This is a genomic window from Actinoplanes sp. 13, from assembly GCF_056134165.1.
Genome location: NZ_JBVYOQ010000020.1, coordinates 47300 through 65393, shown reverse-complemented (window position 1 = coordinate 65393; position 18094 = coordinate 47300). Strand labels below are relative to the sequence as shown.

Annotated in this window: 18 protein-coding genes, 1 tRNA gene and 2 pseudogenes; 10 read left to right on the top strand and 11 right to left on the bottom strand. The window is 66.6% G+C overall.

All coding sequences use genetic code 11. The features are described from left to right. Nucleotides 1–55 precede the first annotated feature (55 nt). A pseudogene (locus AC0NH5_RS30450) lies at nt 56–211 on the bottom strand (DUF4240 domain-containing protein); the annotation flags it as partial. Between the two features lie 13 nt (nt 212–224). Here AC0NH5_RS30450 and AC0NH5_RS30445 point away from each other — a divergent pair. The 4 genes from AC0NH5_RS30445 to AC0NH5_RS30430 all read left to right on the top strand — a co-directional run bounded on the left by AC0NH5_RS30445 (nt 225) and on the right by AC0NH5_RS30430 (nt 3847). Then, nucleotides 225–485, top strand: coding sequence for a CHAT domain-containing protein (locus AC0NH5_RS30445; protein WP_474410243.1), 261 nt, complete (start codon nt 225–227; stop codon nt 483–485). Between the two features lie 27 nt (nt 486–512). Next, nucleotides 513–830, top strand: coding sequence for a hypothetical protein (locus AC0NH5_RS30440; RefSeq protein WP_474410240.1), 318 nt, complete (start codon nt 513–515; stop codon nt 828–830). A 669-nt stretch (nt 831–1499) separates the two neighbouring features. Beyond that, nucleotides 1500–2324, top strand: coding sequence for a hypothetical protein (locus tag AC0NH5_RS30435; RefSeq protein WP_474410239.1), 825 nt, complete (start codon nt 1500–1502; stop codon nt 2322–2324). After that, nucleotides 2279–3847 carry a P-loop NTPase fold protein gene (locus AC0NH5_RS30430; protein WP_474410329.1) on the top strand — a complete coding sequence of 523 codons (1569 nt, stop codon included), beginning with the start codon at nt 2279–2281 and terminating at the stop codon, nt 3845–3847. The genes AC0NH5_RS30435 and AC0NH5_RS30430 overlap by 46 nt, the downstream gene beginning before the upstream one ends. On the opposite strand, the pseudogene AC0NH5_RS30425 reads toward AC0NH5_RS30430, so the two are convergent. From AC0NH5_RS30425 to AC0NH5_RS30415, 3 genes and pseudogenes are all read right to left on the bottom strand, one after another. Continuing rightward, a pseudogene (locus AC0NH5_RS30425) lies at nt 3816–4372 on the bottom strand (IS5 family transposase); the annotation flags it as partial. The gene AC0NH5_RS30430 and the pseudogene AC0NH5_RS30425 sit on opposite strands and share 32 nt — an antisense overlap. A gap of 781 nt (nt 4373–5153) precedes the next feature. Beyond that, a complete protein-coding gene (locus tag AC0NH5_RS30420; protein WP_474410238.1) occupies nt 5154–5708 on the bottom strand; it encodes a hypothetical protein in 555 nt (184 codons plus the stop codon). Nucleotides 5709–5894: 186 nt separating this feature from the next. Beyond that, entirely contained in the window at nt 5895–6470 is a 576-nt protein-coding gene (locus AC0NH5_RS30415) for a hypothetical protein (protein ID WP_474410236.1), read from the bottom strand. Nucleotides 6471–7142: 672 nt separating this feature from the next. On the opposite strand from AC0NH5_RS30415, the gene AC0NH5_RS30410 reads away from it, so the two are divergent. Then, nucleotides 7143–7583 carry a hypothetical protein gene (locus tag AC0NH5_RS30410; protein ID WP_474410234.1) on the top strand — a complete coding sequence of 147 codons (441 nt, stop codon included), beginning with the start codon at nt 7143–7145 and terminating at the stop codon, nt 7581–7583. Between the two features lie 160 nt (nt 7584–7743). On the opposite strand, the gene AC0NH5_RS30405 is transcribed toward AC0NH5_RS30410, so the two are convergent. Then, entirely contained in the window at nt 7744–8172 is a 429-nt protein-coding gene (locus tag AC0NH5_RS30405) for a DUF6086 family protein (RefSeq protein WP_474410232.1), read from the bottom strand. Nucleotides 8173–8337: 165 nt separating this feature from the next. Continuing rightward, nucleotides 8338–8478: a hypothetical protein gene (locus AC0NH5_RS30400; protein ID WP_474410230.1), complete on the bottom strand. Its 141-nt coding sequence runs from the start codon at nt 8476–8478 to the stop codon at nt 8338–8340. Between the two features lie 104 nt (nt 8479–8582). Here AC0NH5_RS30400 and AC0NH5_RS30395 point away from each other — a divergent pair, with 104 nt between their 5' ends. Further along, nucleotides 8583–10277: a recombinase family protein gene (locus tag AC0NH5_RS30395; RefSeq protein ID WP_474410228.1), complete on the top strand. Its 1695-nt coding sequence runs from the start codon at nt 8583–8585 to the stop codon at nt 10275–10277. A 2-nt stretch (nt 10278–10279) separates the two neighbouring features. On the opposite strand, the gene AC0NH5_RS30390 is transcribed toward AC0NH5_RS30395, so the two are convergent. Both AC0NH5_RS30390 and AC0NH5_RS30385 read right to left on the bottom strand, forming a co-directional pair. Next, a tRNA-Leu gene (locus tag AC0NH5_RS30390) sits at nt 10280–10364 on the bottom strand. 64 nt (nt 10365–10428) lie between these two features. Further along, entirely contained in the window at nt 10429–11064 is a 636-nt protein-coding gene (locus tag AC0NH5_RS30385; protein ID WP_474410226.1) for a TetR/AcrR family transcriptional regulator C-terminal domain-containing protein, read from the bottom strand. A gap of 67 nt (nt 11065–11131) precedes the next feature. Here AC0NH5_RS30385 and AC0NH5_RS30380 point away from each other — a divergent pair, with 67 nt between their 5' ends. The 3 genes from AC0NH5_RS30380 to AC0NH5_RS30370 all read left to right on the top strand — a co-directional run bounded on the left by AC0NH5_RS30380 (nt 11132) and on the right by AC0NH5_RS30370 (nt 13164). Next, complete coding sequence (locus AC0NH5_RS30380; protein WP_474410224.1) at nt 11132–12097, top strand: NAD(P)-dependent alcohol dehydrogenase; 966 nt, start codon at nt 11132–11134, stop codon at nt 12095–12097. Nucleotides 12098–12144: 47 nt separating this feature from the next. Continuing rightward, nucleotides 12145–12324: a hypothetical protein gene (locus AC0NH5_RS30375; protein ID WP_474410222.1), complete on the top strand. Its 180-nt coding sequence runs from the start codon at nt 12145–12147 to the stop codon at nt 12322–12324. 306 nt (nt 12325–12630) lie between these two features. Beyond that, nucleotides 12631–13164 carry a hypothetical protein gene (locus AC0NH5_RS30370; RefSeq protein WP_474410221.1) on the top strand — a complete coding sequence of 178 codons (534 nt, stop codon included), beginning with the start codon at nt 12631–12633 and terminating at the stop codon, nt 13162–13164. 141 nt (nt 13165–13305) lie between these two features. Here AC0NH5_RS30370 and AC0NH5_RS30365 read toward each other — a convergent pair whose 3' ends face one another. The 3 genes from AC0NH5_RS30365 to AC0NH5_RS30355 form a co-directional block, all read right to left on the bottom strand. Beyond that, nucleotides 13306–13863 carry a RipA family octameric membrane protein gene (locus AC0NH5_RS30365; protein ID WP_474410219.1) on the bottom strand — a complete coding sequence of 186 codons (558 nt, stop codon included), beginning with the start codon at nt 13861–13863 and terminating at the stop codon, nt 13306–13308. Nucleotides 13864–13995: 132 nt separating this feature from the next. Further along, nucleotides 13996–14163 carry a hypothetical protein gene (locus AC0NH5_RS30360; protein ID WP_474410217.1) on the bottom strand — a complete coding sequence of 56 codons (168 nt, stop codon included), beginning with the start codon at nt 14161–14163 and terminating at the stop codon, nt 13996–13998. A gap of 353 nt (nt 14164–14516) precedes the next feature. Beyond that, on the bottom strand, nt 14517–16673 hold the full coding sequence (locus AC0NH5_RS30355) for a cyclic nucleotide-binding domain-containing protein (RefSeq protein WP_474410216.1): 2157 nt from the start codon (nt 16671–16673) through the stop codon (nt 14517–14519). Nucleotides 16674–16900: 227 nt separating this feature from the next. On the opposite strand from AC0NH5_RS30355, the gene AC0NH5_RS30350 reads away from it, so the two are divergent. Then, a complete protein-coding gene (locus AC0NH5_RS30350; RefSeq protein WP_474410214.1) occupies nt 16901–18085 on the top strand; it encodes a spore photoproduct lyase family protein in 1185 nt (394 codons plus the stop codon). The last annotated feature ends 9 nt before the right edge of the window (nt 18086–18094 follow it).

Sequence of the window (18094 nt, the reverse complement as noted above, 5' to 3'; positions counted from 1 at the left end):
ACATCTGTTCGCACTCGGCATCCTCGGCCGCTCTGCGTGGGTCCGCCTCGACCGCCTCGTAGAACTCGCGGCCGAGCGCGACGACGAATCCGCGGGCATAGAGGAAGCCGCCGTCGGATCCGTCGGTTACCGCTTGAATGTCCGCCCGATCGATGTCATAGAGGCTTCGCTCCAGTACCCGGTCAAGGTTCACCAGCTCCGGACTCGACATCTCAGCGCTGCGCATGCGCAGCCGGTCGAAGAACGGTTCGAACCTCCACGGACTGACCGGCAGCCTATTCCGAATCGGCGCTAGAGCGATCATCGGCAGCCGATGGCCGGTCAGCGACCGGCCAGCGCGTCACTTGATGACGCGGCTGCACCAGGAGCTGGAAAGCACCGGAGACTCCGCCGACCTGTGCCTACGACGCGCCGGCGAGCAGATGCGCAACGACGGAGCACCCGTCGAGGAGTGGGCGGCCTTCGCACACTTCGGAGTCTCCTGAAAAGACCGAAAAACGAAAGGATCAGTCGTGGAGAACATGGTTGAGGTGTCGATCGGAACGGTGGACGAGGACGATATTTCCGAGATAGAGGCCGCGCTTGCGGAGGTACACCCGCAACGATGGCCGGCGAGCCGCGACATCGACACTGTACTCACCGTCACCGCAACGAGCCTGCAACTGATCACCGCCTTCCTCGCTCTGAAGGATCAACTGGCTCGCAAAGGCGAGACCGCACCGATAGTTGTGATCAAGAACCTCCAGCGAGACGAATTGCCCCTCGACGCGGCGACCACCGAGACGCTGGAAACACTGCTGGCCAACGAGAGCGATCATCGGCAGCCATGAAGGCGGCGAGCTGTCAAAATCCCGTTCCAAATCTTGGCACGACCCGTGCCAATTCTAGGTCAGCTTCGGTTCAACGCGCGGCCGGCTGCGGCAGCGATTGTGGTGGCCAGAACCCAGCCGCTGATCATGAGGAGCACTGTGACACTCTTGTCGACACCGGTGGGGGCAGAAGCCGGGCAGGAACCAGGCGAGCCAGACGCTCAGGCTTTCGAACGATTCGCCATGGGTCTTTACCGAGGTCGTTGCTTTGGCGCGCGAAGGACCGTCGCTGATTATGAGCGCGTAATCGTTAAGGAACGCAACTGTAGAGGTCCAGCGGTGTGGCGGTGCATGCTTGTCAGCCGTATCGGACGGTTGTGGTCCGGCGAGGAAGCGGTCCTGGCGGGGTTGCCGACGCTGTAGGAGATTGCCGATGTGTACGGGACGCGGCGGTGTCAGGAGTTCTCGATCTACTCGGATGGCCGGGGTGGCTGCGGCGGTGAAGGCGCTCCTGGCCTCGCAGCGGACGACGAACCAGTCGGCCGGTACGGGAAACGCAGGTGACCGTACTCCTGCGCACCGGCACGCGCGTCCCCGCCGTAAGCCCGTCCGGGGTCAACAGCTGCTTGGGTGATTGCCCGCCATCGATCAGTGCGAGACACTGCGGGCGGACAACCGAGAGGGTCGGTCTTGGGTTCGGGTCGGTTCAGCTGGCTGCTCGGCGCCGGTCCGCTATTCTTCGCTGCACTCTTCGCGTGGGCGTTCGCGGGCGCCTACTCGACCCTGGCCGCTATCTCTCTCGGTGTGCTGCTGGGCGCCGCGACCATCCTGGCGGCGGTGGCGATCGCCGTGAAAGCGACGGCCGACAGCGTGGACCGGTTCCTGGAGCGTATCCGGCTCCGGCTGGAGCGCAGCGTCTCCGGCTTCCTCCGCTCGCGCTATTCGGACACGGCGGAGCTCGAAGGCGGCAAACCCGAGTTTCAGCGGCTGCGGGCGTCGTACCCCACTTTCTGGCCACAGGCCGTGCGTGCTGCGGCAGAGCCGCCCATCGACGTCTTCAACGCGCTCAGCGATCGTCGCCGCGCCGGGGTTCGGGGCCTGTTCCGGTCGGCCCTGGCGGCGAGTGTCCTGCTGGTCCTGCTCTGCGCCGTCGTTATCTCGCTGGCAGAACCCGTGGTCCGGCTCTGCCGAGCCCTCTACCGGGGCACCGTGATGCCCTCCGACGTGACGCGGCGTTGGACTGCTGCGGTGCGCGCGACGGAGCTGCCGCAGTTCGACTTTTATCTGCTGCTCGGGTGCCTTGTGATCGCGGTGGTTGCGCTTGTGCGGGCGCACCGCGCCGGCTCTTGTCCTAGATCATGCCCGCGGTGCAGTGGAGCACCGCAAGCGACACGATCATCCAGGACCGGCTGCGCGCCGCCTTCGAGAAGCATGCCGACAATCCTGGGCGGACGCCCGTGCTGCCGCGTATGCCGATCTCACCGACGCTGGCCGATGTCAGCGCTGACCGCCTAGTCGACCGCTCCGAGATCGAGCAGATCCGAGCTCTGGTCTTCTTCCTAGGCGCCCACGCGGTTGCAATCAGCGGATCACGGGGCGTCGGCAAGACCACGACGCTGCGCTCGCTGACCGAGGAGTCGCCGTACCGGGACACGTTCGGCTTAATGATCTCGGCGCCGGTGCGCTACGAGCCACGGGACTTCATGCTGCACCTCTACGCCCAGCTGTGTGAGGCGGTGGTGCGCAGGCTCGGCCGGCAGAAACCGCCAACGCTGTGGCGGCGCGGATTGCGTACGCTTCGCCGGCTATCCGTCATCCTGCTCAGCCTCGCGGTCATGACCTGCTTCCTAGCGGTGGCCTTCCCGGGGACGCGGCGGCTGGTAGTCGACGAGCGCCCGCTGCCCCAGTTGGCCGGGACCTACCTGGTGCTCGGTGTCGCATGCTTCCTGATGGCCCGTCGTCTCTCGGACAGCGGCCAGACCGGAGGGGTACGCCTGTCCGCCGAAGCCACCCGGCGGCTGCGGCAGATCCGCTTCCTGCAAACACTCTCGGTCGAGCACTCCGGCCAGGCGGCGCCGCTGTCGGTGCAGCTCGGCTGGAAGTGGGGCCGGCAGTGGGCTGAGCAGCCGCTGAGTCTGCCCGATGTAGTGGCCGCCTATCGCGAGTTCACCACGGAGGTGGCAGCCTGGTGGCGTGACGAGACGGACGGCCGCGGGAAGCTCGTTATCGCAATCGATGAGCTGGACCGGATCGCCGAACCAGAGCTAGCAGAGCGGTTCCTCAATGAGATCAAGGCCATCTTCGGGGTGGAGCACTGCGCCTATCTGGTGTCGGTCTCGGAGGAGGCGCTGGTCAACTTCGAGCGGCGGGTGGTACGCACCCGAACAGTCTTTGACAGCGCCTTCGACCAGGTCGTTCACTTGCGCCCGATGCTGATGTCCGACTCGGTTGCTCTCCTGCGGCACCGGTTGTCCGGCGTACCGTCGTGTTTCTGGATGCTCTGCCATTGCATGGCCGGCGGCATGCCGCGGGACGTGCTGCGGGTGGCTCGAATGATGTTCGAGCTGCACCGCAGGTCGAACGTCGGCAAGGAGCTCGACGCGGTGACCGCCCAGCTGGTGGCCCTCGAGGTCCAGGCTGTGAAGCGGGGCTTCCAGCAGCGGGTAGCGCGCGACGTCGCCGAGGGCGGGGACCCGAAGCTGGTGAAGCTGATGTCGGACCCGCAATGGCCGAAAATTACGATCCGCGGGCTGCGGGCGACGGCGGACGAGCTGCTCGCCGACCCGGAGCCGACAGAATCATCCACCGCGTTGGCTGCCGCCCTGCTCTACTACTCGGTCGTGCTGGAGGTTTTTCGCCGCGACTCGCAAATCGTGGCCGATTGGCGGCATTCGGACCTCAGCGCGGTTCGCGACAAGCCGCTCGACGAGGATCCGCTCGCCGTCGACCTGGCCCGCGCCCACCAGCAGCTCGCAGTCGACCCGCCGACGGCGCTGCAGCAACTACGCCAGGTCCTGGGACATCTAGGGTCGGGATGACGTGCGGACTACGCCGATACTGCTTACGGCAACGACCAGCGCGATCGCCCCTAACTCGTCCCGGCGTGATCAACGAAACCAGCGACCGGCCCCGACCGTCGGCCAAGGTATGGATCTTCGTGGTCAGCCCGCCGCGGGAGCGTCCGATGCCTTCGCGTGCCTGTGTCTCAGCGATGCCGAGCCCCTTTTTGCCGCCCCGGCAGCGTGCTGATGGGTGCGCACGATCGTGGCGTCGATCTGCGCGTCCCAGTCGATGTCGTCGTCGAGCTCGGCAAGGGCGACGACCTGGGCTTTCAACCGCGCCCAGGTGCCATCCGCAGCCTACCTGCGAAACCACTGGTACGGCGTCTTCCACGGCCCATACCGTTCGGGCAGATCCCGCCACGGCGAACCGGTGCGCTTGACCCAGCAGATTGCGTTGATCATCTGCCGGTGATCACGCCACCGCCGGCCCTGAACCGGCTTAGCCGGCAGCAACGGCGCCAGCACAGCCCATTCCTCATTCGTCAGATCACCACGCGCCACACCCGGTCCAACGATCGACGCGCATGATCGCCACGATGATCTAAGAGACAGAACCTAGCCGGTTCGCGTGCTCCCGAGGCGCTCCGCGGGCCTGGCATGCGGCGTGACGCCGCTGGTGACGGCGTGTGGGCACGCGTGGGTACCGGTGGTCACCCGTGGTCAGCGGTGGGCATGCTATCCCGAGCCTCGCGCCCTCGTAGCTCAGGGGATAGAGCAACGGTTTCCTAATTAGCGGTACCGACCAGATCGCAAGGTCACTACCTGCGCATGTAGGCGCACGAAGTTGACGGCGTGGCCGGTTCGCTCGACATGTGGTCGCCGGGTCGGCGCTAGCGACAATGCATGACCCCGACCAGACGGCGGAGTCCAACCCAACCGGGTCAAGTCCGCGAAGCTAAGTCCGAGACCGTCTCTCTCCGCGGGTCAGCCATCGACGATCACGCCGTCGTGGGCAGCGGCGTAGTCGATGTCCATCGGTACGAATCGTTCGTGGAGGGCGATGCCGAAACCGCGAGTGATCTCGTGGGCTGGAGGTCCATGTTGAGCTCGTCGATCTCTTCCCTCCATTCCGGCAGATCCGCCTCGACCCACGCGGAGAGCCCGTACTCGGGGCTGAGCGGCGGAAGGCCGTCGTGATACGTCCAGTCCTGGTCGGGTGGCAATGGCGCCACCTTCGTGTCCGCGCCTGCCGGGACGTACAGAATTCGCGCGAACTCCGGCTTCTCCCCCCGTCCTGCTCCTTCATCGGAGCGGGGCGGGGCCTTCGTCGTATCCGGGCCTCTTACCACTCCCATCGGGCATGAGTCAGGCCGTCAACGCTGTACTCGGCGCCGTCTGGCGCGCCAGTCGCGCGGACGTAGTTGATCCATCCCTTCCGGCAACCCCCGGGCGTCAGCTCGCTCTCAACGAAGGCCGGCGCGAGCAGGCCGCCACCGAAGATCATGTCCTGCGACAGCTCTTCGCCGCCGCCGTACGACAGCGCCCATGGCCGGGTGGAGGCATTGAACGGCTCGTCGCCCCCGTTGCACGTGCGCACCTGGATCCCGTAGTTCTCGCCGTCCGCCTTGTGTGCCAGTACGGTTACGGACACCTTCACCCCATCCGGGTCGACGAACCGGTGTACCTGCCCCACCTCGAGTACGGCTCGGGTCGGAGCGCTGGAAGGTAGCGTCGACGCCGGCCGGGTCGGCGCTTCGCTCGTGGGAGGTTGCGCCTGGGATTCGTCGGATCCGCCCCTGGCTGCGACGGCCGTTACCCCGGCGGCGCCGGCGAGGACTGCGCCAGCGGCGACCAGGCCGATGGTGCGTGACGAGGTGCGTTGTTGCGGGAGGGTCACTGCGGGCTCCTGGGTAGGCATCGTCTGTCCCAGGGTCATACCGCAGAGCACGGCCGCGCAGGGCGTCCGGTGGCCGATCGTCGCTCGCCTATGGCCGATCGGGCGATCTCAAGCCACGCCGTCCGGTCGGGTTGTAGCCGAAATTCTCTCGGAGCTGCGGTGGCTCATGGTGGGTCCGGTTGACGATCACACCAGTCGTGGTTTGATGGCGAGCCAAGCGCGGAGCCGGTGGCTCAAGGCTGGATCGTTGAGGTCGGCGAGGTGTGGTTCGGCAGCGTTGATCAGATTCTTGGCGCGCCGCGAATCAAGCAAAGCCTGACGTTCCAGGGCGCGGATGGTCTTCCGATCCGTGAGCAGAGCGATCTGGTCGATGGAGACGGCTATGGCGTCCAGGCATGCCTGAACCACGGTGTCCGCCGACGGCAGGGCCGACTCTGCCATTCCGGCATCGCGCATACGCGAAACGAAATAGGCCATTCGCTCCGCGACCTCGCCCTGGCCGAGTGCGGGACGGGCCTGGGCCAGCACCCAAATCTTCAGCTGAGTCCATGCGACGCGCTCCGCCGCCCGGTTCTCCCGTCGCTCATCTATCAGCAGTAGCAGGTGCAACCACCAGTTCGGCTCCTCGCCCGCGGCCTGACGCCGATCCAGCCATCGCCTGCGAGCAACCTCGTCCGACTGCAACAGCCGGTCGAGCTCCGCGCCGGAGACCGTCTCATCTCGCACCCCGCCAAGAGTGACGACCTTGGCGACGAGAATCAAGAACGCCACCACGGAGCCGTTTCAGCGTGCGGTGCGACATCCGGATCTGCCGCAGTCCGTGCGCCGATATTCTCGACGACGGGTTGCCGATGGTGCCGGCGGCAGGGTGGCCCGGCACTCGGACAGCGGAGAGGCTCTCGCCTTGGCAGGTCATTCGCTTTCCGGTACAGGCTCCATCACGTCTCCCCATACGCGGTCCACCCACGGGTTTCCCATGGTGCCCAAGCGTCCGGCCACGACCTCATCGACGAAGTCCGGCCGTGCGGCCCCGACGGACTGCTCGGACCACCACAGCGAGTCGCACTCCGTACAGAGGCAGAACCGTGAGTTGTCGTCCTTGAACCGGTAAGGACGAACCCAATCCTGGCCGCACTGGGGGCACGGCGTTCGAGAAGTCACGATGGCCAAAGTATCTTGGGCCTTGCCCCATCGGCACGGGATACGACCGTCCGGCGACGCCCTCTCCTGCCGCAATCCGAGTGTTCAACTGCGCCACCTCTCGGACAGTTAAGCGGCATTCCACGCTCGCAGTAGCCGTATAAGACAGCGCGGCAGAGCACGTTCCGTTGCCCCACTGATTACTCGGGTTGCAGTGGCGGCCATGACGTGATCGAGTAGAGCGTGGCGTCAACCCATCTGCCGGACATTGAGGCGTTGCCCTACTGTCGAAGCATGATCGAAACTTTCGGGAACCTCGGTGACGGAATCGGTGGTTTTGCCACGGTATTCCTCTTGGTGTTCGCAGTCATGGGAGGCAAGTCGGCACTACACGACTGGCGGGAGCGGCAAAGAGCCGAGAGGTTGAAAGCCGAGGAAGAAACCCTCCAGATCCGCCTCGACCGGGAACGCCATCAGTATGGCTGGAAGAGGGGAATGCATGCAGTCTACGGCGTATCTAACGTGATCGATCCCGAAGAGATGGCTCGGGCGGTTAAGGAATTGACAGAGGGTGGACCGTGCGAATATGCGATTATCCGCGTCGAGCGTTCCGCTAGTCGCGCAGACAACCTACGTAGATGGATTGATAATGACGGGCATCTCACGTATCCGCCGACCGATGCTGAGTACGAGATGCTTGCCGCTGCTCGTACGTCAGCAAGCCTCAATGATTAAGCACTTTCTGAAGGGTTACAGACCTCTCGAAACCGCGGCTCCTCGGCTTGACAACTTCAACCGGGGTGACATCCTGCGGTGCCCACCGGCTACCCATCTGGGATCCGCTGATCGCGTGGAATCTAGCCTCGCCTGCCGCCGACAGGGCGTGCCAGCGGCCTCAGCGCCTCGGCATCAAGCGCTCGGCTGCAGCTGCCATCCGGATCAGGTCGCGCTGATCAGCCGCTGGGTAGAAAGCGTCGATGTTGAGCGAGATCGCGTCGACAGAACGGTCGATTGGAGCGGTCAAGGCCGCCAGTTGCCGCCCGCTGCGCTCGACCATCACCATCGCCTGCGGCAGGTAACCAGTGAGCATCGCCTTGAAGATCGTGTGATCCGATGCGAGATGCTGCGCCACCAGCACGTCGACAAACGTGGCGAACGCCTGCGGGTCGACCGCGTACTCGTCGTTGTGTAGATCCACGACTCCGCACGGCCGGTCAGCAACCGGCACCAACGCCTCAGTCATCCTGAAGAAAAGCTGAGCCACCCTCGTAGCCGGGTTCCACAGCGTCTCCCCCGTCGTCGCATCATCGAAGTACTGGCTCACCGCGCCATGATCCCAGCCGCGGGAATGGCACAACCATCGAACACCGCCTGTGCCGGCAACGTCGCTCGTGCCTCGACGAACGTACCCACCTGCATGACGGACGGTCGTCCAGTGCTGATAGGCGAGAATTTCAGCAGCGAGTCGCGCCCGGCGGGCGTTGCGCGCTCAGTCGCCGACGAACACGAGCTCGCCGTGCTCCTCGGTGCAGCGTTCGGCCATCAGGCGCAGCCGCATGAGCCCACGGTGCTCGGGACCGGGCGCTGCCTGGGCGAGCAACAGGTCGACCTCCGCGATAAGTTGCGGCATCTGGCTTGCACCGAGGCGGGTCTCGCCATGCGGATCAACCCGATGGGTCTGCTGCACCGATAGGTGACAGAACAAGTCACGCGGCCTGACTGGCCGGTGGGGTCATGACCTCCTGGAGTTTCGAATCAGTTCGCTCCCTCGGCTCCACTTCGATTGTGCAGTGGGTTGCGCATTGGCTGATGCCTGCTTCGCCCTGTCCTTCCTCCGTTCCATCATCAAGATCGTTCGACGTCTGGATGTCCGCCACGCCATCAGCGCCACGGCTTCGAGGTCGTGGCGGGCCACGTGTCGCGGGCGGGTTGCGATTCGCGTTCTACGGGCGGATCTCGACGAGTGAGTATCAGGATCCGGTGTCGTCACGGGCCTGGCAGCTGGAGGCGGCGCAGCGGCTGGTCGCCGGCAGGGGCCGGATCGTGGTGGAGTTCTTCGACCCGGGTGCGTCGCGGAGTATGCCGTGGGCCAAGCGTCCGCAGGCGGCCGCCTTGCTGGCCGCGGCCGCCGACCCGGACCGCGCGTTCGATGCGGTGGTGGTGGGTGAGTTCGAGCGGGCGTTCGCCGGCGGGGAGGCTCGCCGGGTGATCGAGACCCTGCACAGCTGCGGGGTGCAGTTGTGGCTGCCTGAAGCCGAAGGTCCGGTCGACCTCGAGGAGCCGGAGCATCGCGCGCTGATGGTGATGCTTGGGCATCAGTCACAGCGGGAGGTGCTACGGACCCGGTTCCGCGTCCGCTCGGCGATGGCCGCCCAAGTCCGCGAACAAGGCCGCCATCAAGGCGGCCGCCCACCGTACGGCTACCAGCTGGTCGACGCCGGGCCACACCCGAACCACATCCAGGCGAGCTGGGGCCGGCGCCGACACCGCCTCGAACCAGACCCGGTGACCGCCCCGCACGTGCGAGGGATCTTCGCCCGCCGTCTGGCCGGGACGAGCACCGCCGGGATAGCCCGGGAGCTCAACGAACGGCGCATCCCCTCACCAGGTGTCTACGACCGGGTCCGTAACCCGCACCGCGCGCAGGCGGTGTGGACGCTGCGCACGGTCGCCGCGATCCTGGCGAACCCGCGCTACACCGGCCGGCAGGTGTGGAACCGGCAGTTCACCGACCACCGCGAAGCCACACCGGGCGACCGGCGCACCAGCCTGGGCCCGGTCCGGATCTGGAACCCCCGCTCGGACTGGGTGATCTCCCCAGCCCGCACCCACCCCGCGCTGGTCAGCGACGACGACTTCACCGCCGCCCAGAACATCACCGCCCAGGCCGTGCCCGAAGACGGTTCCCATCGCCGCTACGCCCTGACCGGTCTGTTGATCTGCGCCACCTGCGGACGGCGGCTGTCCGGGCACTGGGTCAACGACCGGCCCGGCTACCGCTGCCGCCACGGCCACACCAGCGCCCGGTCCGCAAACACGGACGCGCCCCGCTGGATCTATTGGTCGCAGGCCCGGCTCGTCGCGCAGTTGATCGCCGGGAACGCGGCGCTCACCGGCCTGGACGGCGCCGCCGACCTGGCCGCACATCTTCGGAGCTGTGACGCGGTCATCGTCTGCGGCCCCGCAACGGTCACCATCGCAACCGCCGACAACCGACCGCCCACCCCGCTGGCAGGAAAGGACGAGCCAGAGGCGGTAGACGCTGCGGACGAGCGGCCGCCTGAAGGAAACCAGCGTTCAACCCTGGCTGAGCAGCGCGAACAGACCCACGAACTGCCGTCGCGGAGCATCGGAAACCCGCATTCGAGCCTGGCAGCAAGAAACCCCACCCGACCTCGCGGCGCACGCGATGATCGATATGGGGTTTAACGTGTCCGAGGGGGGACTTGAACCCCCACGCCCGATAAAGGGCACTAGCACCTCAAGCTAGCGCGTCTGCCATTCCGCCACCCGGACCTGCTGCTCAAGAACTTAACAACCCCCGCGACCCACCTGACAACGAGGTCCCCCCACCAGCCCTTCAGGCTCGTGATATAGCGCGTTCGAGGCCGTCCAGGATGAGGTCGAGGCCGAACGTCACCTCCGCCTCGCCCGGGTGTCCGCCTCCCGCGACCAGGCGCGTCATCTCGGCCATGTGCGGATGGTCGGCGAGCAGATGCAAATGGGCGGCCGCCGTCGAGGCGTACTCCGGTGTCGCTATCGGGAAGCTCAACTTTCGCATGGTGAAGCCGTAGACGAAGCTGTCCATCGTGCTCCACGCGTGATCCGCCAACCGCCAGGAGAAGCCCGCCCGGCGCAGCACGCCCAGCGTCCAGTCGATGAAACGCAGCATCGCCGGGCCGGTGTTGGTCTGCGACATCAGCAACGCCGGCGCCCACGGGTGCCGCATCAGGGCCTCGTGCAGGGCTATTCCACGCTGCTGCATCGCCGCCTTCCAACCCGGCTCGGCATCGGGAAGGACAACCTCGGCGATCACCAGGTCGGTGATCCCGGCGAGCACCGCGTCCTTGTTCGCCACGTGCCGGTAGAGCGACATCGCCTCCACCCCGAGCTCCTGCCCGAGCCGCCGCATGGTTAACGCGTCTGTCCCTCCGGCGTCGGCCAGCACCAGGGCTGCGTCCAACACCCGCTCCCGACTCAGCGGAGCCTTCACCACGGCCGTCTCCCTTGCGCCCTCATGCGATGCTTACGCCGTAAGCTTACAACGTAAGCAGGAGGTCACCGTGCAGGCGCTCATCCAACCGGCCTACAACCGCGTCGAGGTCACCGAGATCGAGGCCCCCACTCCACGACCCGGCGAAGTGCTCGTCCGCGTCCACGCCGTCGGTCTCAACGCCGCCGACCGGCTGATGCTGTCCGGCTACCCGTACGCCATCCGGTTCGGGCTCGGCGGTCTCCGCAAGCCGCGGCAGAACTTTGTAGTCGGTCGCGCACTTGCCGGCCGCATCGCGGCCGTCGGCGCGGACGTGACCGGTTTCAGCGTGGGTGACGAGGTGCTGGCCGAGTCCCCGGGCGCGCTCGCCGAACTGGTCCGCGTCAAGACGACCCTGCTAGCCCCGAAACCACGAGGCATGTCCTTCACCGACGCGGCCGCGCTCCCGCTCAGCGGAACCACCGCCCTCCAAGCACTCCGAGGCCAGATCAGAAGCGGCCAGCGAATCCTCATCACCGGCGCCGCGGGCGGCGTCGGTACCTTCGCCGTCCAGCTTGCCAAGACCATCCACGGCGCTCACGTCACCGCCGAATGCGCCGGCCGCAACGTCACGGCGCTGAAAGAGCTCGGCGCCGACAAGGTCATCGACTATGAGACCGCGACGGCGCTGCCGGCGAACTTCGACGCGATCCTCGATCTGGCCGGCAACCACACGCTGCCTGAGCTGCGCACTGCCCTCAGACCCGGCGGCGTGCTCCTGCTGTCGGCGGGCACGGGCGGTCGCTGGCTCGGCCCCGGCCGACGCATCCTCACCGCCGTGATCACCGCACCGACCACCGGCCGCAAGATGCGCCCCGTCGTCGCCCGCCCGGACCGCGACGACCTCACCACCGTGGCGGGGATGGTCGAGAACGGACAGGTCCGTCCGGTCATCGACACCGTCCACCCGTGGGCCGAGGTCACCGCGGCGATGGACCGGCTCGCCCGTGGGCGGGTGACCGGAAAGCTCGTCGTGACGCTCGCCGAGGATGAGTGACGAATTGCAGGGGCGCGGATCGGCCCCGGCACTGCGAGAATGCCGGGATGGACGACGTGCGAACCAGATCCGACGACGAGGTCCGAACTCCGACGATCAGCCGCCGCGGTTTCTTCGGCCGGACGGTCGGCCTGGCCGGCGCGGCGGGCGTGCTCCTCGCGCTCACCGGCTGCCCAGGCGGCGACGGTGGCGACGACGATGACGACGGTGGCGACGACGACGATTAAGAGCCGATTCAACCACCTTTTTTAGTACGCCCATGTAAGCGCCCGTGACTACACCGCGACCTCACTGCCGCTCCAGGCGCTGCCGCGACCGCCGGGCTTACCCGGTGGTCCGGCTCGCGCGCGCCCGATCGCGGGACGGTGGGCCGCCGGGCGGCAGATAGACCGCGGAGGCGTGGGACGCCCGGCAGGCGATGAATCGCGGGGGCGTGGGACGCCCGGCAGACGATGGATCGCGCCGGTGTGAAGCGCCGGGCGGCAGATGGATCGCGCGGGTGTGCGACGCCTGGTGGCGGGTAGGCAGCGGCCATGCTGAGGAATGCGGTGTGGCAAGGTGCGCTGGCCGGGCTGGCTGGTGCGGCCGTCATGACAGTGGTGGAGAAGGCGGAGCAGCGGCTCACCGGGCGCCCCGACTCTTACGTGCCGGCGCGGGTGCTGGCGCGCCTGACCGGGGCGCCGGAGGGTGGGCGGCGGCCGCCGCGGTGGATGAACCTGGCCATGCACTACGGGCAGGGCGCGCTGGCCGGTGTCGTGCGTGGGGTGATGGCACAGGCGGGGCTGCGCGGCGCGTGGTCGTCGGGGATGTTCACCGTCGTGCGGCTGACCAACGATCAGATCTTGGAGAACGCGACCGGGGTGGGCGCGCCGCCGACGACGTGGCCGCGGGCCGAGCTGGCTGTGGACCTGCTGCACAAGACGGTCTACGGCTTCGTGACCGGGGCGGTGGCCGACGCGCTGGCCGCCCGCGACGGTGACGGGCCGGGGCAGCGGCACGCCCGGATGCGCCCGGGCCGGCAGTCCGACGTGGGGCCGCTCCCCCGCCGGCTCAGCGCCGGCCGGTGAGCCGGCGCGGACCAGTGAGCCGAAGCGGACCAGTGAGCCGGCGCGGCCCAGTGAGCCGGCGCGGCCCAGTGAGCCGGCGCGGCCCAGTGACGGGTGAACAGCGGCTGAGCTTGCCGCTGTCTGCTCCCCGCACCTCCACCGTCAGGCCAGGAGAGCGACGATGAAGCCGGCTACATAGATCAGAGCGAACGAGCCCGGAATCCATTGTTCGATGTGACTCAACGGCCAGTACCGGGACGGAGTCTCACCCCTACCCAGCGCTGTCCATTCGGCTCGCCAGTACGGAGATGCTGGTAGCCGTTCCTCCAGCGCGCCTATCACGATGTACTTGGCGGAGTTCAGCTGTCGATAAGAGCGCAACAGCCAGTACCAGGCAGCGCATTGCACGAGGAGACCTGCCAACGGCACTGCCAGGAACCCGGCGTCGGCGTTCGGCGGCTCCTTCCACAGCAATCCGGCCGCAGTGATCACCAACGTGTTGAGGGTCAGAAAGAAGGTATTCGTCAGACCTCGCCGGGCGCTGACCCGGTCCGCCATCTCCACGTACGTCTTGTACTGCTCGAGGATGGCGGTTTGGTAGGTCTCCCCGTGGCCGGCGTACCGGCCTGCGTCGGTGTCCGTCCACAACGTCGGGCTCACCTCGTCGATGCTTGCGGTCGTGACCCGCACCGACCGGCTCAGGAGCCCCTTGACATTCACGCCGCCGACTCTCGCCCGGCCCACGTCGCCTTCGGCTGGGCACGGTGCCCCCGGCCCGCCGGCTCCTGGTCCACTATCGGACGACCGATGAGCCCACATCGAGGAGTGAGCAGGCGCTGAGACCCGCGGCCTTCAGTCATCATCGTTCTCTGATCTGTCCAGGGGTTCAGTACCGGGATCAAGGAGGAGGTGAAGCGCACCGTTGAAATCGGTGTCGTGGTCTGACGCCGTCCGCTCCAGAAGTTCGTAGATCTTGTCATCGACCACAATGGTCCACGGCGTCGGTACGGCCTCGGTCATCGGCTGCTCCCTCAACTCTTCAAGTCGAGCCAGATGTTGTCGCTGGGCATGCCCGGCCTCATCGGCATGTGCATCCGCGTCTGATCAGGCTACCGCCGCACGTGCCTTGTCCCGAGGAATCAGGGCCCGCATATTGGCGGCCGGGTGCCCGGGGCGGCATCTGAGGTCAACCGCGTGCTGCCCCACGTTGCTTGCGACCAGCACGTGTTCAGGTCGAAGCTGACATCGGGGCGACCCGGTTGAGTCGGCCCGGTAGCCGAGTGCGGCGAAGAGGCGAGGTCGACATGATCGCAGAAGTGGTCGCTGGTGAGAACAGTGTCCACCACGAAGGCGCAGTAGTGGCCCGCCCAGCCTCACACCCGGTCATCCGTTGATGGAAGCCTCAGGGCGAAGGGTGAGGGTTCATGCCCCTGCTTGATAGCGATCGCCGCATCACCGATGGTCTTCATCGCTCCGGCGCGATCTCCGACCGCATCGATGAACGCGAACCCCGGAAGAATGGCCTGGGGGTGCCCTCCGGCCAATCGGACGAGGCCGATGCAAGGATTGTCGAACGTGCGTTGGCGATATTTGAGCTCCCGAAGAACCCAGTTGTCCTCGGCCGGCTTCGCGGTGACGTCGGAAGAAATGAGGGCTACGACCAGTCTCGTCTCCTGGAGGAGGTCCCGGAGGCGGTCATCGAACTTGTCGTGCGCCTTCGGCGGTGGCTCGACATGGACGCTGAGCCCTCGGCTCTTGAGGTACGTCTGCCATGCCAACGCTTCCTCGCGATTAGCCGAATTGTAGGCAATGAATACATCGACAGAATAACATTGCCGAACAGTTGCTCTCTTGAGATTGTCCACCAAACCGCTCCTGGCAGCCACCGGGAGCCGACTTATTCCTCGAGCCTTTATCTGCAGGACTCGGACCTGTTCACTTTCCATGCTTACCTGAGAACCGGCGACGACGAATCGTCGCCAGGGGGTGACCACGGCGCCGGGAAGGTTGACGTGCAGCACCGGCAGGTCGTTGAAGAACAGGGTCGCGTCTGGTGCGACCGTCGGCGCCACCGCGCCGGAGAGCAGGATGAACAATCCGCCCGCACCGTCATCCAGATCACGGAGATCTACGGAGTACGCGTCCCGGGAGATCGTGTGCAGCCGCACATGCTGCTGCATCATGCGAAGGTTCTGACGCCAGCCGCCTTTGGCCAGAGGACCACTGCGGTTCTCTCCCAGGAGAAACTCCAGCCGATGGCTGACGTGCTCAAGGACTCGAGCATCCGTGAATCGGCTGATCTGATCGGCCACTCCGCGAAGGCCTGGCGGCACCCGGCCTTCCAGATGTTGCGCCGCAGACAGCCCGGCATCCTGGCTGCTTATCGCCAGAAGAGCGGTGTCCGTCAGGGAGATGACATCGGCGGTCCGCCGGCCGCCCATAGCGAAGGCGAGTTCCCCGACGACGTCCCCCTCGCGCATGGTGAAAGCAGGCTTCCCCTCGTGAACCTCGTTTGAATTCGCCGGACGGTAGACACCCAGTTCTCCGCGCAAGATGACGAACATGGTGTCGCCGGCTTCGCCCTTGTGGCAGATGAACTCGTTGTACTTACGCTCCACGAGTTCGCTTCTGCTCACCAATTCGGTCATCGAGTCCACGTCGAGATATGCGAAGATCGGATTTGCCCGACGGGATTTGCGGTCTCCGAGGACCTCGATGTACTCCAGGTCCGAAGCCTGGAGCGGACTCCGCGTCAGTGCCCTGCTGACCAACTCGTCGCGGCTGTTCGTCTGGAAGATGCGCTTGATGTAGTACAAGGCGTCCCAGCCGGATCTCTGGCTCGCGTCGACTTCTTCGTGCTCCTGCGTCCGGTCCGGATCGGCATCCAGGTCCTCCTCCTCACCGTACAAGAAGTGCGACGGGGCGCCGAGCGCGATGGCGAGTCTGTCGTAATCCAGCCGGGTGCCCAGCTCCCAATCGGACTGCAGGCCGGGGAGCGAGGCAAGATAAACTGCCTCGTATTGGTCGAGACCTCGCCGTAGGATCCTTTTCTCGGTGAACGTCGAACGCTGCTCCGGTTTGGCCGCGGTGTAGGCGTCAACGAAGTTTCCCGAGGCGACAGCCGCTTCGCCGGGGCAGCGCGAGAGCAACCATGCGGTGGCGTTGATGCCGTCACCTACAGGCTGCCGCCTCCCATCCGCGCCCACCACAAAAGTCAACGGTCCGAAGTGCGCAGCAATCCTCAGCGCGGTTTGCGATTCCATGCTCCATTGCCTCAACGCCGTCAGGATGCGCCAGCAGTCGCTCTCCCAGTCGTTGCGGGTGAAGATTACGTATCCGCCGTCGCCGCCGGAGGCCCACACATAATTTTCCGAATCGCCCACGCCCAGGAGCTCACCGATTCTTCGGTTCATCTCCTCTATACGTGCCCGCTGCATCGTAGCTTCGGCCTGAGAGTGTCCGATGATGTCGCACCCGACGACTGCAAATTGCTGGAACGAGACCTCCGGAGCACTTCCGAGTCGTTCCATGTCGCTCCAATCTGCATCCTACGAGATTGTGCGTCCGCAACCCGACGGCGCGTATTGCACAGGGATGGTACTCCCATCAATGTCTTAAGGGGACCCGGCGCATGCGATGCCGCCGGCCGGGCCAGGGGGAACGCCGACCGGTGCACCCGGCGAGGCGGCAAGGCCGCATCCGACGGCCGGATCTGCGCCGAGCGGTAGATCCGGCCAGGTCAGGGTACGTAGCGAGGGTGTCGCTCAACTCGGTGGACGTGACCCGGCCGCTGGCACCCGACGTGCCCGCGGCACCGCACAGCGCCTCCGGTGAGGCGGTTGCCACGCATGATCTGGCGGCGGTGGCGCCACCGCCGCGGCCGGCGCGGCGGTGGATGCCGAAGCGGGTGGTGGCCACCCCGGCGGCGTATGACCACGCGCACGGCCGGCGCATCATGGCGCTGGTCGAGGAGCAGGGGCTCGAGGTGGAGCGGCTGCGCGGCAACCGGTTGACGGGGCTGCGCGGGGAGACCGAGCGGGAAACCTACGCGCGGGCGAAGTCGACGATGGCGATCGTGGTGAGCCCGCCGTCGCGGCGCAAGCTGCAGCCGATCGCGCCGAGCGCGGACTGGCGGTTCGACCTGGCCGAGGGCTGCCCGGCGCACTGCCAGTACTGCTATCTGGCCGGTTCGCTGTCCGGGCCGCCGGTAACTCGGGTGTACGCCGACCTCGACGACATCCTGGCGGGCCTGGACGAGTACGTGGGCCGGGGCACGATCACGTCCCGCCGGGAGGCCCGGCGGGATGAAGGGACCACGTTCGAGGCGTCCTGCTACACCGATCCGCTGGCGCTGGACCATCTCACCGGCAGCTGGCGGCGGGCCGTCGAGCATTTCGGCGCCTGGGACGCCCCGGTGCAGCTGCGCTGGACGACGAAGTTCGACGACGTGGACGGCTTTCTCGGGTTGGCGCACGCAGGGCGTACCCGGGTGCGGATGAGTGTGAATTGCCTTCCGGTGACGACTCGGGTGGAGGGCGGCACCAGCCGCCTGGAGGATCGGCTCGCCGCGCTGGGCCGGCTGGCTCGGGCCGGCTATCCGGTGGGTGTCACGATCGCGCCGATCATCGCGGTGCCGCAGTGGCGGGACCACTACGGGGAACTGCTGGACGGCATCGCCGCGGCGGTGCGCGGCGTGGACGGGCTGGATCTGACCGCCGAGCTGATCACCCACCGGTTCACGCCGGGCAGCAAGGAGGTGCTGCTGGGCTGGTACCCGCGGACGAAGCTGGAGATGGACGAGGCGGCGCGCAGCCGCAAGCACGGCAAGTTCGGCGCAGTGAAGTACGTGTATCCGGCGGAGACGATGGCTGAGCTGCGGACCTGGTTCCACGAGGAGATCGCGGTGCGGCTGCCGGAGTGCCGGGTCCTCTACTGGACGTGAGATGCGTGT

Bases quoted from the DNA above. Each gene is read 5' to 3' on its own strand.
- AC0NH5_RS30445 (WP_474410243.1), top strand. From the start codon at position 225: ATGCGCAGCCGGTCGAAGAACGGTTCGAACCTCCACGGACTGACCGGC.
- AC0NH5_RS30430 (WP_474410329.1), top strand. From the start codon at position 2,279: ATGCCGATCTCACCGACGCTGGCCGATGTCAGCGCTGACCGCCTAGTC.
- AC0NH5_RS30410 (WP_474410234.1), top strand. From the start codon at position 7,143: ATGATCGAAACTTTCGGGAACCTCGGTGACGGAATCGGTGGTTTTGCC.
- AC0NH5_RS30400 (WP_474410230.1), bottom strand. From the start codon at position 8,478: ATGCCGCAACTTATCGCGGAGGTCGACCTGTTGCTCGCCCAGGCAGCG.
- AC0NH5_RS30395 (WP_474410228.1), top strand. From the start codon at position 8,583: ATGACCTCCTGGAGTTTCGAATCAGTTCGCTCCCTCGGCTCCACTTCG.
- AC0NH5_RS30375 (WP_474410222.1), top strand. From the start codon at position 12,145: ATGGACGACGTGCGAACCAGATCCGACGACGAGGTCCGAACTCCGACG.
- AC0NH5_RS30370 (WP_474410221.1), top strand. From the start codon at position 12,631: ATGCTGAGGAATGCGGTGTGGCAAGGTGCGCTGGCCGGGCTGGCTGGT.
- AC0NH5_RS30360 (WP_474410217.1), bottom strand. From the start codon at position 14,163: ATGACCGAGGCCGTACCGACGCCGTGGACCATTGTGGTCGATGACAAG.
- AC0NH5_RS30355 (WP_474410216.1), bottom strand. From the start codon at position 16,673: ATGGAACGACTCGGAAGTGCTCCGGAGGTCTCGTTCCAGCAATTTGCA.